At 36.5% G+C, this 14,263-nt stretch carries 10 protein-coding genes; 4 read left to right on the top strand and 6 right to left on the bottom strand.

Translation table 11 applies throughout. The annotated features are described in order from the left end of the window. Positions 1-380: 380 nt before the first annotated feature. Complete coding sequence (dapE, locus tag J7R05_RS00700; RefSeq protein ID WP_078689304.1) at positions 381-1,553, top strand: succinyl-diaminopimelate desuccinylase; 1,173 nt, start codon at positions 381-383, stop codon at positions 1,551-1,553. A 92-nt stretch (positions 1,554-1,645) separates the two neighbouring features. On the opposite strand, the gene hemW is transcribed toward dapE, so the two are convergent. Beyond that, on the bottom strand, positions 1,646-2,845 hold the full coding sequence (hemW, locus tag J7R05_RS00695; protein ID WP_208540764.1) for a radical SAM family heme chaperone HemW: 1,200 nt from the start codon (positions 2,843-2,845) through the stop codon (positions 1,646-1,648). Further along, a complete protein-coding gene (rdgB, locus tag J7R05_RS00690; protein WP_078689306.1) occupies positions 2,845-3,489 on the bottom strand; it encodes an RdgB/HAM1 family non-canonical purine NTP pyrophosphatase in 645 nt (214 codons plus the stop codon). Before rdgB ends, hemW begins: the two co-directional genes overlap by 1 nt. A gap of 610 nt (positions 3,490-4,099) precedes the next feature. Between rdgB and hrcA the strand changes: the two genes are divergently transcribed. Next, entirely contained in the window at positions 4,100-5,170 is a 1,071-nt protein-coding gene (hrcA, locus tag J7R05_RS00685; RefSeq protein ID WP_208540978.1) for a heat-inducible transcriptional repressor HrcA, read from the top strand. A 121-nt stretch (positions 5,171-5,291) separates the two neighbouring features. After that, positions 5,292-5,966 (top strand): nucleotide exchange factor GrpE, encoded by a 675-nt coding sequence (gene grpE / locus J7R05_RS00680; protein WP_208540763.1) that lies wholly within the window; start codon positions 5,292-5,294, stop codon positions 5,964-5,966. A 102-nt stretch (positions 5,967-6,068) separates the two neighbouring features. Here grpE and thpR read toward each other — a convergent pair whose 3' ends face one another. The 4 genes from thpR to J7R05_RS00660 form a co-directional block, all read right to left on the bottom strand. Then, complete coding sequence (gene thpR, locus J7R05_RS00675) at positions 6,069-6,608, bottom strand: RNA 2',3'-cyclic phosphodiesterase (RefSeq protein ID WP_208540762.1); 540 nt, start codon at positions 6,606-6,608, stop codon at positions 6,069-6,071. A 905-nt stretch (positions 6,609-7,513) separates the two neighbouring features. Continuing rightward, positions 7,514-9,298, bottom strand: a complete 1,785-nt coding sequence (locus J7R05_RS00670; RefSeq protein ID WP_208540761.1) for a sensor histidine kinase — start codon at positions 9,296-9,298, stop codon at positions 7,514-7,516. 39 nt (positions 9,299-9,337) lie between these two features. Further along, the gene (locus tag J7R05_RS00665) at positions 9,338-10,060 is read right to left on the bottom strand and encodes a response regulator transcription factor (RefSeq protein ID WP_208540760.1); all 723 of its coding nucleotides are present in this window, start codon (positions 10,058-10,060) and stop codon (positions 9,338-9,340) included. 923 nt (positions 10,061-10,983) lie between these two features. After that, positions 10,984-11,493, bottom strand: coding sequence for a copper chaperone PCu(A)C (locus J7R05_RS00660; RefSeq protein WP_208540759.1), 510 nt, complete (start codon positions 11,491-11,493; stop codon positions 10,984-10,986). 785 nt (positions 11,494-12,278) lie between these two features. On the opposite strand from J7R05_RS00660, the gene dnaK reads away from it, so the two are divergent. Next, positions 12,279-14,174: a molecular chaperone DnaK gene (dnaK, locus tag J7R05_RS00655; RefSeq protein WP_208540758.1), complete on the top strand. Its 1,896-nt coding sequence runs from the start codon at positions 12,279-12,281 to the stop codon at positions 14,172-14,174. The last annotated feature ends 89 nt before the right edge of the window (positions 14,175-14,263 follow it).

Here is a 14,263-nt window from a genome sequence, read left to right as displayed (position 1 = left end):
ATACTATCATTATTAGATGTATTAAATGAAAAGATCAGATTCTTTTACTATTTTTAATTATTCTTGTTCTTTCTGTGGGTTTGGTTTTATGATTTTTGAAGTACTAGTTATTAAATCAAAAAATAGCTATATGTTGAAATCATTATTTAGTTGATATTTACAGTGTGTTTTACACTGCCTTTTATGCAAAAAATTGTACTTAGGTGGGCTTAATATCCAGCCATGTTGTTGATGATATTTTGATAAAAGGCGACTAAGTCGCTTTATTGAAATTGTTTTTTTGCTTTGTTTAGTAAGGGCTTTTAACATTTTTGCTTTATCTTTTTTATGATTTAGCTTAACATTTTTAAATCACTCTTTGTACAGATTGGAATATATTTATGCCTGTTCTTACAGATCCTATTCAGTTATTACAGGCGCTTATCCGTTGCCCTTCTGTTACACCTCATGAAGCAGGTGCTTTGTCGACTTTGGAACACTTTTTAACAAAACTGGGATTTACTGTTGAACGCCCTGTTTTTGTAGATAAAAATACAGAAGATGTTGAAAATCTTTATGCAAAGATTGGAAATAAAGGTCCACATCTTATGTTTGCGGGTCATAGTGATGTAGTCCCACCTGGTGAGCTGGGCAATTGGACTTATCCTCCTTTTAAAGGCGTCATAGATCAAGGAAAACTCTATGGAAGGGGTGCTGTTGATATGAAAGGAGGCATAGCGTGCTTTATAGCAGCGCTAGCACGGGTTTTTAAGAAACAGCCAATTAAAGGGACAATAAGTTTTTTAATAACTGGTGATGAAGAAGGTCCCGCTCTTAACGGCACAGTAAAACTTTTAAAATGGGCAGTAGAAAAGGGCGAAAAATGGACTGCGGCTATTGTTGGTGAACCGACAAGTGTAAAAGTTGTTGGTGATATGATCAAAATTGGTCGTCGGGGGTCAATTTCCGGTATTATTAGAGTGCAGGGTCGGCAAGGTCATGTTGCTTTTCCTGAACGAGCAGCCAATCCATTACCTTTGGCACATAAGCTTGTTCAGGCACTGATACAAACTCCTCTAGATCAAGGAACAAAAAATTTTCAAGCAAGTAATTTGGAATTAACAAGTATTGATACGGGTAATTGTTCTGTCAATATTATTCCTATGCACACAGTAATTCGTTTCAATATACGCTACAATGACCTTTGGACAAGAGAAACACTCATTGCTGAAGTTGAAAATCGTCTTGCATCGGTACAATCAGAAAACAATCATAATGAGCTTCCATGTTATCAACTTGAGTGGGTGCCAAATTTAGGTAGCGTTTTCTTAACTCAAAATGGTAAGCTGATTGAAACTTTATCGAACGCTATTGAAAGTATGACAGGAAATAGACCAGAACTTTCAACTTCTGGCGGTACTTCAGATGCACGGTTTATTAAGGATTATTGCCCCGTTGTTGAATTTGGTTTACCAGGGCAAACCATGCATATGGTGGACGAATGCGTTACTCTTGATGCATTGGAAAATCTCACTTCGATTTATGAACGCTTCATTGTTGATTTTTTTGCATAAAAACGATTACTATAAACGTAAAATAGGTTAATTATTAAAAGCGTTTTATAGTCAGGGTCATTATTCGTAATTTTTTACCTGAAACAGAAGTGCTAATTTGCCAATTGATTAATGATGTAATCGAGAACAATAAATCCTTTAGTTGTAGCTTTTAAGCGCTGGTTGTCTACCATTTCTATCAAACCTTGTTGTTGTAAATTGGCAAGTTTGACTGGTGATAAACTTTTTAAACTTAAGGTTTCATAGCGTGTAAGATCAAGACCTTCTGAAAGGCGCAAACCCATGAGCAACATTTCGTTGGCCTGTTGTTTTCTTGTTAATTGTTCTGTTTCGATACAGCCATGTCCTGTGGTTTCTACCAATTCAAGCCAACGTTCGGGATGTTTTTCATTCATTGTGACATAACGTTCAAGTTTTTCAGTTTTGGATAGTGGTATTTTTGAAAAAGTAGAGAAATTTTTCATCGGGCGTTGTATAAAACGTCCATGTGCTCCTGGGCCAAAACCTGCATATTCATTATAGCGCCAATAAAGAAGATTATGACGAGATTCAGCACCAGGCATTGCATGGTTTGAGATTTCGTAAGCGGGAAGGCCGTGCATAGTTGTTATTTCTTGAGTAAGATTATAAAGGTCTGCTGCCAGCTGAGATACTGGAAGAATAAGTTTTCCTGCAGCGTAAAGCTTTTTAAAGACGGTCCCTTCTTCAATGGTTAGTTGGTAAAGGGAAAGGTGGTCTGCTGCTAAATCAATAGCTTGGGAAAGTTCATATTTCCACTGTTTAAGCGTTTGCTCAGGGCGGGCATAGATTAAATCAAAAGATAAACGTGTAAAGATTTCACGTGCTAAAGTGATAGCATGAAGAGCTTGTTTAACATCATGAAGACGGCCAAGTTGTCGCAGGGCTTTATCATTGAGTGCTTGTACACCTAAAGATAAGCGATTAATACCTGCCGCACGGTAGCCGCGAAAGCGCTCTGCTTCTACACTGGAAGGGTTGGCTTCTAACGTGATCTCAGTTTTATCGTTGATTGTCCAATTTTTGGCGACAGTTTGTAGTAAAGCATCAACAGTTTGAGGTGTCATAAGGGAAGGTGTACCACCGCCTATAAAGATACTTGTAATATGACGGGGGCCTATCATACGATATTGTGTTGTCATTTCGCGTTTAAAGGCGGCTACAAAACGCTGTTGATCCACCCCATTTTTGCGAACATGCGAATTAAAATCACAATAAGGACATTTAGCAACACAAAAAGGCCAATGAATATAAATACCGAAGGGTTCAGCCATTAGGATGCCAAAAAATTTTCCACAAAGAGCTTAAAAGCGCGTGAGCGATGGGAAAGGGGTGTTTTATCATTAAGTGTCCAGCCATGTTTTTGCTCTGTTGACATTTCACCGAAGGTATTTTCATATCCATCTGGTAGAAAAATGGGATCAAAACCAAAACCTTTATCTCCACGTGGTGGCCAAATGAATGTGCCTTCAATGCTGCCACGAAAATAATCTGCATAGCCGTCGGGCCATGCAACACAGATGACTGATATAAACCGACATTTACGCTGGCCTTTTTCAAGGGCTCCAATTTTTTGTAATTCATCTTCTATTTTTTGCATAGCTTTTGAAAAATTACGTGTACCATCAGGCTGAATGGCCCAGTCGGCTGTATAGACGCCTGGTGCACCACCTAATGCGTCTATTTCTAAGCCAGAATCATCAGATAAAGCAGGAAGCTGTGTAGTTTTTGCTGCTGCAAAGGCTTTGATATAGGCATTTTTTTCAAATGTTGTTCCTGTTTCTTTTGGTTCGGGCAAACCGAGCTCTTTTGCTGAGAGTGTTGTTAAGCCGAAAGGAGCAATTAATGCGGTGATTTCATGCAATTTTCCGGCGTTATGTGTAGCAATAACAAGTTTTTCATTTGTTATACGTTTCATACGTATCTCTCCTGATATGAGGGATGAATTATTTGTTGGATTGAGAGTTTGTTTATAGGAGAATAAATTTGACAATACCGGTTTTGTAAATTCCAATAAATGAAGTGATCAATACAGCTTGAGAGATTTATTTGCGGTGGTTTTTTCACGTCCACAAAAGTTTTGCGACTTATTATAACGAAATTAGTATTAGGTTTAGTTTGTAAATTTACATCATAGTTAAAGTCAATCATGAATATATTTTTATAGATATGACAAAAAATAACACCCTTATGGTTTTTAAGGATTTTATCGTGAGAAAATTTTTTATAGTGGTGTCTAACTTGAATAATTATAAAATGTGAATATTGCCAAATTTTGCGTAATTTGATCCTTCTATAATTTTTTTTGAGATCTTATTCAAAGAGGATTATTTGCATTTGAGAAGGATGAAGATTAGAGTGCTACATAAAATAGCTTCTCTTTTGATGATGGTATCTTTGATGATAAAACGATAGTACTTTTGGCAATAAATATGTGATATGCTTTTTACGTTGCTTTAGACTATTTGACCAAACCTTAATAAAACTTATATAAGAAAAAGTGTTTTTGAAGTGGTGAAATAATTGTGATAAAACAAGCATCTATTACCGATGAGCTTAAAGGGCTTGATGAACGCTCGCGTGATATTTTTCGCCATATTGTTGAAGCCTATCTTAATGATGGTGAGCCGGTGGGATCACGTAATCTATCGCGGCTTTTACAACAAACATTATCACCTGCAACAATTCGCAATGTAATGAGTGATCTTGAACACCTGGGTTTGATTTATGCACCTCATGTGTCTGCAGGGCGAATGCCAACGCAATCAGGTTTACGATTTTTTGTTGATGCATTTATGGAAGTAAGCGACTTACCATCTGAGGAACGTGAGAATATTGAATTTCAAGTCAAAGAAGCAGGTCATACACAATCAGTTGAACACTTTTTGATCCAAGCTAGCCAAATTCTTTCAGACCTTTCACGTGGAGCGGGGTTGGTTTTAGCGATGAAACATGAAGGTACATTAAAACATATTGAATTTGTACGTCTTGATTGCGAGCATGCTCTTGCAGTTTTAGTGACACAACAAGGTGAGGTTGAAAACCGCATCATTCATTTGCCAGAAGGCGTTACGCATTCGCAATTGACGGAAGCAACGAATTTTCTCAATGCTCATATTCAAGGGCGTACACTCAATGAAGCTAAAACGGAAATTGCACGTTTATGTGTGGAAACGCGGGCTGCGCTTGATCAATTATCCCATCATCTTGTTGAAACTGGATTAGCTCTTTGGGGGGGAGAAGATTCAGATCATAAGATGCATCTTATTGTTCGTGGGCGAAGCAATTTACTTGAAGATGTAAAAGCAGAAGAAGATTTAGAGCGGTTACGGCATTTATTTGATGATCTTGAAACGCGTGAAAGTATGGCACAATTGCTTGATTTAGCAGATGAAGGTTTGGGGGTTCGTATCTTTATCGGTTCGGAAAATAAGTTGTTTTCGCTTTCAGGTTCTTCTTTAGTGGTAGCACCTTATTGCGATTCACAGCAAAGGGTAATTGGTGCTTTGGGTGTTATTGGACCAACACGGCTTAATTATGCAAGAATTGTACCTATGGTTGATTATACAGCTCAACTTATGTCACAGTTATTGCGTTAGCTTGTATCGGGCATTTTTATTGTAGACACTCATTATGTTAAGGTGAATAAATACCTCTTGATTTTTGTCTGCAAAATTTCAATATCGGAAATAACAAATCTTATGAAGGAATGGAACTTTTATGTCTGACGAAAAAAACAAATTTGCTGATGCTTCATTTGAAAATTGTAATCTAAAAAACCCAAACGATCGTGAAATACTTAAAAAAGCTGCTGATGAGCTTTTGAAAATGAATAAAGAAGAGATTTGCGAGAACGTTGAAGAAAAAGAAAGTGAGTCTACAGATCCCTTAGCTGATTTACAGAATGAAAATAAGGAACTAAAAAATCAACTTTTACGTTTTGCTGCTGATATGGAAAATCTTCGACGTCGTACAACGCGTGATGTAGCTGATGCAAGGGCTTATGCGATCGCTAATTTTGCCCGTGATATGTTATCTGTTTCTGATAATCTTAATCGTGCTTTAGAAGCTATTCCAGAAGGTGCACGCGAAAATGATACTGGCTTGAAAATGCTAGCAGAAGGCGTTGAAATGACAGAGCGGGCCATGATGACAGCTTTAGAACGCCATGGAGTAAAAAAGATTCACCCAGAAGGGCAGAAATTTGATCCTCATTTTCATCAGGCAATGTTTGAAATTCCTAACACTGATGTTCCTGATAATACTGTACAGCAAGTCGTTCAGGCAGGTTATATTATTGGTGAGCGTGTTTTGCGTCCGGCCATGGTTGGTGTAGCTAAGGGGGGGCTTAAAGAAGATTCTGTTAAAGTTGATCCAGCCTCAACACATCAGTAAAAAAGATATTTTAAACTATGAAGGCATATTATTTTATATTCGACTTCGCATTGTTAAAGAAATTTTTAGAACAGCTTTAAAGAGTACTTTGTTGAAGTGCTCTTACGCTTGAAGGGGCCAACTTCCTTTTACAATATAAAGGGCATCACTTGAGGGGTCTTTCGACAGGAGTAAGACAAAGTGGTCAACTGAAAAGGGAGGGCAAGAAAAATCACTTTGAGCAGATAAATACGAAGAAAGGTCCTCAAGTTGAATATCGAGCAGTCGTGCAAGAGTAATATGCGGGGTATATTGCGTCTCATCGGGAGTTAATCCTAAACGTTTTTGAATGCATAGTATTTTCTCATGTAAAAGGGTGAGGGGTTCACAGGGTTTTATGCGGACAACCAGAGAATGAGGGGAAGTTTCTGAACCAAAAATTTCAAAGCCATTAGGTTGGAGCATAAAAGGAGGGCATTTTATTGTATCAAAGGCCTCAATAAGTTCATCAGCAACAGAGTTTGCGATCTCTCCAAAAAAAGACAAGGTGACATGGAAATTTTGTGGGTTAATCCACTGGGCTTTTGGCAAGCCATTTTGCAGTGATATAAGTGCTTTTGTTGTTTCTTGAGGAATTTTAATAGCAGCAAATAGACGTGGCATAGAGCCTCCTTATTGTTGGCAGATAATTTTGACGCTTAAATGTTTTGAATGTGATGATGGATAAACTAAGATAGAGCCAATTATTATAAGATAGATAATGATGTAGACAGAAATAACGAGCCCTATATTATTAATTGAATTCATAAGATTATTTGTGCTGAAAAGGGTGGTGCTGTCACCAATAGAAAAGACTTTTGCGTGAATATTAGAACAGCAAATTTGATATACAATTTGTGAAAAAATAAAATATCTGTCCATTTTAGTGGCACTGAATGCAGCTTAGAGTAAGGGGGACTTAAAAATTCTGATTACTTAATAATCTTTATTGACTAAAAAAATGGCAAAAAGATTACGCCCTAACGTGTCTAACTAAAAAGTAAGCTTTTTTATTTTCGAGAATTTTATTATTATACAAAACATTACAGTGTACTAAGAGTAATGTTTCTAAAAAGAATATTTTGATAGCTTAACAAATGACTGTAAATTGTATTTTATGAAAGCTAAAAAATTTTAAAAGAAGAATGCATTAATTCACAAATTCAACAATTTGATTAATGGAAAAATATTCATATTCAAAATTAAAGAAAATAATACAGTTGAATTCGTTTTCTAAATTCTATTGTAAAAGCCAATTTTACAAATTTAAATGCTGTTCTTTAAATTTTCTGGAATGTTATTTGCAGCATTTTTTATTTTTTGCGCACAGTATCGCATTCTGATTACTAATCAGTTTTACTTTTTACTTTATGTTGGGTTAGCTCATACAGTCAAGTAAGGCAAGAGAGAGGAATAGTTTTCTTTGTTCAGGAGGATTGCTAATCCAGCTTTTTATTCTTTAGTTGGAGATAATTAACATAGCGATATTTTATCTTTTTTGCACCTTGGTGTATTGTGAGTAGAAGGTTCTATTTGGTAAGGGGAAGAACAATGATAAACCGTGCACCAGTTTTGCTATTTTCAAGTAAGGGGTCAATAATATTTTCAGCTGTGAGTGTTCCATTATGGGCTTCAATAATTTGCCGACTAATAGATAAACCAAGTCCTGAATTTTGTCCAAATGTATCTTCATTTGGTCTGTCAGTATAAAAACGTTCAAAAATGTGATCAATACTTTCTGAACGAATGCCAGGGCCATTGTCTTCAACAGTTAAGGTAAGAGTTGAAGCATTATTTTTCATTGTAATACGGATTTCACCATTGTTACACGGAATAAAGGAACGTGCATTTTCAATAAGATTGGAAATGACTTGACCTAAACGTAATTCATGTCCCAAAACAAGATAGGGCTTATTGTAAGGGCGCGGCATAATATTAAGGCTGATATTAATAGTTTGCTTATTACGATATACTTCACGAACGGCATGAATAAGACTTTCCAAAAGCTGACTCATATCAACAATCTGCGCAGTTTCACGGGCAAGTTCTGCATCAAGCCGTGAGGCATCAGAAATATCGGTAATTAAACGATCAAGACGGCGGACATCATGTTGGATAATTTCAAACAATTGTCTTTGTGCTGCTTCATTTTTAGCCAATGGTAGCGTTTCAACAGCGCTGCGCAGTGAAGTAAGAGGGTTTTTTAATTCATGGCTCACATCGGCAGCGAAGCGTTCAATAGCTTCAATACGTGTATAAAGGGCGTTAGTCATATCGCGTATAGAAGTTGAAAGATGGCCAATTTCATCTTCACGTTCTGAAAAGTCAGGAATTTCTACCCGCTTATTGTTGCCATGACGCACACGATTGGCAGAGGCAGATAATTTGCTCAATGGATTAGCAATTGTATAGGCTAAAAACAAAGAAAGTACAAAAAGTACACTACCAACAACTGCAAAAACTTTAAAAATAACAAGCCTTTCAGCTTTCACAATATTATCAATGTCTGAACTGAGGGTTGAAAGAAGAAGAGCACCAACTACTGCACGATAGCGCTGCACAGGAACAGCAACCGAAACAATCAGTTGTCCATGCTTGTTACGTCGTTGGGCAGTAGCAGAAGAACCATTTAATGCTTGATAAACTTCTGGATAGATATCACCATTATTTTTTGCTTGCTCTCTATCAAGAGCAAGGCCACCACCGTAGAGTGCATGTGAAAACCATGAATATAAGCGTTTCCAGGGACTTTGTTTTGTTTCAATAGCGGGAAGATCATAGCTAGAAACTATTCCACTGGAATAAAGAACACGTGAATCAAGAAGCAGAGTGGCATCTCGATCATAAATACGTGCTCTTGTTGTTTTTGGTGTGATAAGGCGGCGTAAAAGTGGAGCTATTTGCTCCGGATTAATAGGAAAATCCCAAGTGTCGGTTGATTGGGGTGTTGGTGTAACACTTTCTCCAGCTTGTAATTCCAAAAGTTTTTGGGGATCAATTAAAATAGAATTCGTATCTACTGTTGCAGAAGCAGCAATAGCCCCAGCAATGATTTTTCCTTGGGTGCGCAAACTTTCAATTTTTGCTTCAATCAAACCATCACGAAATTGTTTAGGATACAAAATACTTGTAACCAAAATGCCAAGAGCAGCGAGATTTAAAATGACAATGCGGCGTGTAAGACTAGAAAAAAACAATTGTCTAAATAAACGCTGTCCCCGAAAATGCAAATGAGTAAGTATAGGAAATCGTGTAGGGGAAACGTTATTGGGTGTTTTATTTGATACAGTGTTTGATTGAGTATTTGTTGTCATTGATTTGATTGTTGTTCAAATTATCGTGACACAATAATTTTAAACCTCATGGAAACGATAACCTACACCATAAAGCGTTTCAATCATTGCAAAATCATCATCCACTTGTTTAAATTTTTTACGCAAACGTTTAATATGACTATCAATGGTACGATCATCTACGTAAACTTGATCATTATAGGCGGCATCCATTAAAGCATCACGACTTTTAACAACTCCTGGTCGTTGCGCTAAAGTTTGCAGAATCAAAAACTCTGTGACTGTTAATATAACAGGTCTATTTTTCCATGTACAGGTGTGACGTTCTTGATCCATAACAAGATCTCCACGTTTAAGAGAAGAGGCAGGTGATGTCCCTGTTAGAAGCGCTTGATTGCGAGCGTTTGAACGGCGTAAAATAGCTTTTACTCGCTCAATAAGAAGACGTTGAGAGAAAGGTTTGGTAATAAAATCGTCAGCACCCATTTTAAGCCCAAAAAGTTCATCAATTTCATCATCTTTAGATGTAAGAAAAATAACTGGGATATCAGACTTCTGACGTAGTCGACGCAAAAGTTCCATTCCATCCATGCGTGGCATTTTAATATCAAAAATAGCTAAGTGAGGGGGATGTAACGTTAAGCCTTTAAGCGCAGATGCTCCATCTGTATAGCTTTCAACCCGATAGCCTTCTGTTTCAAGTGCAAAAGATAAGGATGTCAAAATATTGCGATCATCATCAACAAGTACAATCGTCTGGGTGATTGCTGGAGTATCCTTCATAGCTTCTTAGACCTTTCTATCGCTGTGGCAGAGAATCGCCCATAGCTCTTATATGAGAGTTCATATTTTTTTTGCAAAACAAATATGGTACAAATTGTAGCAAAGTAAAATACATTTCGTCTTAATGGTAAAGACTATTTTTTCTTTGCAGTTTTGTAATGCGTTTTTGCTTAGTTAGGATTCCCTCGCTTAGTGTAGGTTTTCATTGAGGCGTTTTTTACAAAATCTACCATTGTTTGTGCCAAAGAAGTGAAAGAGTTCATTTTTTTTAATGGTTGGAGTTTATAAAGTGCACCTAATCTGTTTTTATAGTATGGTGATATAGGGGAAACAGGTGCGCTATTAAAGATACGCTGTTATTGTACCAAAGAAAATTATAAGAGGATTTTAAATTTTTCTAAAATTAGTCAATTAATATAGGCAATTATAAACAAAAAGAAGACAACCTTAAAGCTGCACTTAATAATTTTCAGTTTGGTACAGAAAAAATCGATTTTAGATTGAAAATTACAAAATTGTTTTGAGCAGAGAAGTTCAAGATTAAAGAAACATTTGAAGGAATGGTTTTAATCGTTAATAATTCGTATGGTGTTTTTTCTATTAATGTTTACCAATCTGATCGTAAGATTACAAATCTGCTGCTGTACAAGGTTTAAAAAACTAAAAAAGTTTTGTAGAAAAAGGCTAAAATACATTTGTTTTTGAAACCAATGAACCAATGTTAAAGCCGCTTGATAAATTACTTTGAACAATACTTATATATTGCTGACATTGGCCAAATATGATAAATAAGAGCGGTGGGAAACGCTCTATTTTTATGATAGATTATAGACTATTAATGGTGTTTAAGAAAAATTGAAAAGCGTAAAAACCCTACTCTTATCGTGTCATATGGCTTTTGTAAGAGTTTAATGAGAGGTATGTCACTTAGAAGGTGATGTTACTCCTATAGCATCTACGAAAAAGTCAACATTAATTGCTCCAGCTTTCTCAAATGTTAACTTTGCATTGATTTTATTGCCTTGTTGAAATGGCTGTGAAAGCCCTATAAACATGATGTGATTACCACCAGGTTTCAACATGATTTCACCATTGCCGGGAATTTCAATGCCATTGGATAGTTTTTTCATTTGCATAATATTGTTAACTGTTGCCATGGAATGAATTTCTGTTTCTTGTACTCCGTCCATTGAAATAGCAATTAACCGATCGGGGGTATTGCCGTGATTAATAATATGGAGATAACCGCTGCCAACTTTTGCACTTTTAGGCGTTTCTCGTGTCCAAGGGTAAATGATTTCTAATTCGCCAAGTTTGTATTGGTTAACATTTGCAATTGCAGGTAGAGCTATAAAGGCAGAAATAAGAGTATACAAGATGCAGGTGATAATAGTTTTAAATGCATATTGTGTAGAAGTAGTGTGTGTGTCCATAAAACTCTCCATTTTGGGGTGGTAGGTGTCGCCATTGGTTTATTTTTAGTTTATTAAACTCATATTAATTGTAAGTACAATTCTTACGCATATTAATAAAAGGTAATATTGCACAAATTATGTTGGTATGAATGATTAAGCAAAAGGGTACATGCGCATATTAGTTAAAGAAATGAGAAAAGTTCAAGATGTTCAGAGAGAAAATATGTTAGGGAGTACATAAGAATTAAGAGTTTCACTTCATTTAAAGATTGAGTTTAATTTTATAAGTGATGCAGAAATACTTATGTCTAGCAATTAAGTCTGATTTATTGCAACCAATATAAAGTTTATTTAGTACGATTGGAAATATTTGGGTAAACTTATTGTGCACGAAGGATATTTTTACAAACTTTTCCTTGAATATTTTTAGTCACTATGAGAAATAAAGGTTAAGGAAAAGTGGAATAATTATTCTTATTCCTTCAAGTTTTATGGGCGTAATTTACAGCTTTGTGAGAGATATGCTATTGTACTTGTTTTAGTTGTAGAAATATATTTTAGCGAAGATATTAAAAGTACGAATGCTTATTTTAAAGAAAATTTTTATTTTAGAAATGTTTCTCTCGTTATTCTCTTGTAGGGGTAAAAAGCTGTTCTTATATACCAGCTAACAAGACTTGTTATGATTTTCAAATTATCGTTTATAGTATTGAAATCAAAAACAGGCTTTAAATGTGATAAGGAGCTGTCTTGGAAAGATGCTTGATAAAGGTTTAGGCAGCTTGCTGAATGGAGATTAAAATATGGCAAAAGTAATTGGTATTGATTTGGGGACGACCAACTCCTGTGTTGCTGTCATGGATGGCAAAAATGCGAAGGTCATTGAAAATTCAGAAGGAGCACGGACTACACCTTCTGTTGTTGCCTTTACCGATAGTGGTGAGCGGCTTGTTGGGCAACCTGCTAAACGGCAAGCGGTTACCAACCCTGAAGGAACGGTTTTTGCGGTTAAACGTCTAATTGGGCGCCGCTTTGATGATCCTATGGTTGAAAAAGATAAAGTGCTTGTGCCTTATAAAATTGTTAAAGGTGACAATGGTGATGCATGGGTTGAGGAAGCAGGAAAGAAATATTCTCCATCGCAGATTTCTGCAATGATTTTGCAAAAAATGAAAGAGACCGCAGAATCTTATTTAGGTGAAAAGGTTGAGCAGGCGGTTATTACTGTTCCTGCCTATTTTAATGATGCGCAACGTCAAGCGACTAAAGATGCTGGTAAAATTGCTGGGCTTGAAGTTTTGCGAATCATTAATGAACCCACAGCTGCTGCTTTAGCTTATGGTTTAGATAAGAAAGACGGTAAAACTATTGCAGTTTATGACCTTGGGGGTGGTACATTTGATATTTCTGTTCTTGAAATTGGAGATGGTGTTTTTGAAGTTAAGTCAACCAATGGAGATACATTCTTAGGTGGTGAAGACTTCGATATGCGTTTGGTTAGCTATTTTTCGGATGAATTCAAGAAGGAGCATGGAATTGATCTGAAAAATGATAAACTAGCTTTACAGCGCTTGAAGGAAGCAGCGGAGAAAGCAAAGATCGAGCTATCTTCTTCACAGCAGACTGAGGTTAATTTACCATTTATTACAGCTGATCAATCTGGTCCTAAACACTTAACGATGAAATTAACCAGAGCGAAATTTGAATCGTTAGTAGAAGATTTGATTCAGCGCACTATTGAGCCTTGTAAAGCTGCATTAAAAGATGCAGGTTTAAGCGCTGGTGAAATTGATGAAGTCGTTTTGGTGGGTGGTATGACCCGTATGCCTAAAATTCAGGAAGTCGTACAAAGCTTCTTCGGTAAAGATCCACATAAAGGCGTTAATCCCGATGAAGTTGTAGCTATGGGTGCTGCTATTCAAGGGGGTGTATTACAAGGTGATGTAAAAGATGTGTTGCTCTTAGATGTTACGCCTTTATCTTTGGGTATTGAGACATTAGGTGGGGTATTTACGCGTCTAATTGAACGCAATACCACTATTCCGACTAAAAAATCGCAAACTTTTTCAACAGCTGATGACAATCAAAATGCTGTCACTATTCGTGTTTTCCAAGGTGAACGCGAGATGGCTAATGATAACAAGTTATTAGCTCAGTTTGATCTTGTTGGTATTCCACCAGCACCACGTGGTGTCCCTCAGATTGAGGTCACTTTTGATATTGATGCAAATGGTATTGTGAATGTTTCAGCTAAGGATAAAGGTACTGGCAAGGAACATCAGATTCGTATTCAAGCATCAGGTGGTTTGAGTGATGCTGATATTGAAAATATGGTCAAGGATGCAGAAGCGCATGCTGCTGAAGATAAAAAGCGTCGTGAAAGTGTTGAAACGAGAAATCAGGCAGAAGCTCTTGTCCATTCAACTGAAAAATCTTTAGCTGAATATGGTGATAAGGTATCGCCTGAAGATAAAGGTCAAATTGAGACAGCAATGGCTGATTTAAAGACTGCACTTGAAGGTACTGATACTGAAGAAGTAACAGTGAAGATGCAAAAATTAGCAGAAGTTAGCATGAAGCTTGGACAAGCTATGTATGAGGCTTCAGAAACAGAAGCAAAGACTGATACTGAAACAGATACCAAAAATGATGATGTTGTGGACGCTGATTTTGAAGAAGTTAATGATCAAAAGAAATAGTTGAAGCAAATGTATTTATAAGTTAATAAACCCGGCCTGTGAAATATAAGGCTGGGTTTTGTTATTTAGGAGCAAGTTTATAACTTTGT

The organism is Bartonella capreoli (assembly GCF_902813205.1).
Lineage (GTDB): Bacteria > Pseudomonadota > Alphaproteobacteria > Rhizobiales > Rhizobiaceae > Bartonella > Bartonella schoenbuchensis.
The sequence above is the reverse complement of the archived record's forward strand: the minus strand, read 5'-3'. Positions and strand labels throughout refer to the sequence as shown.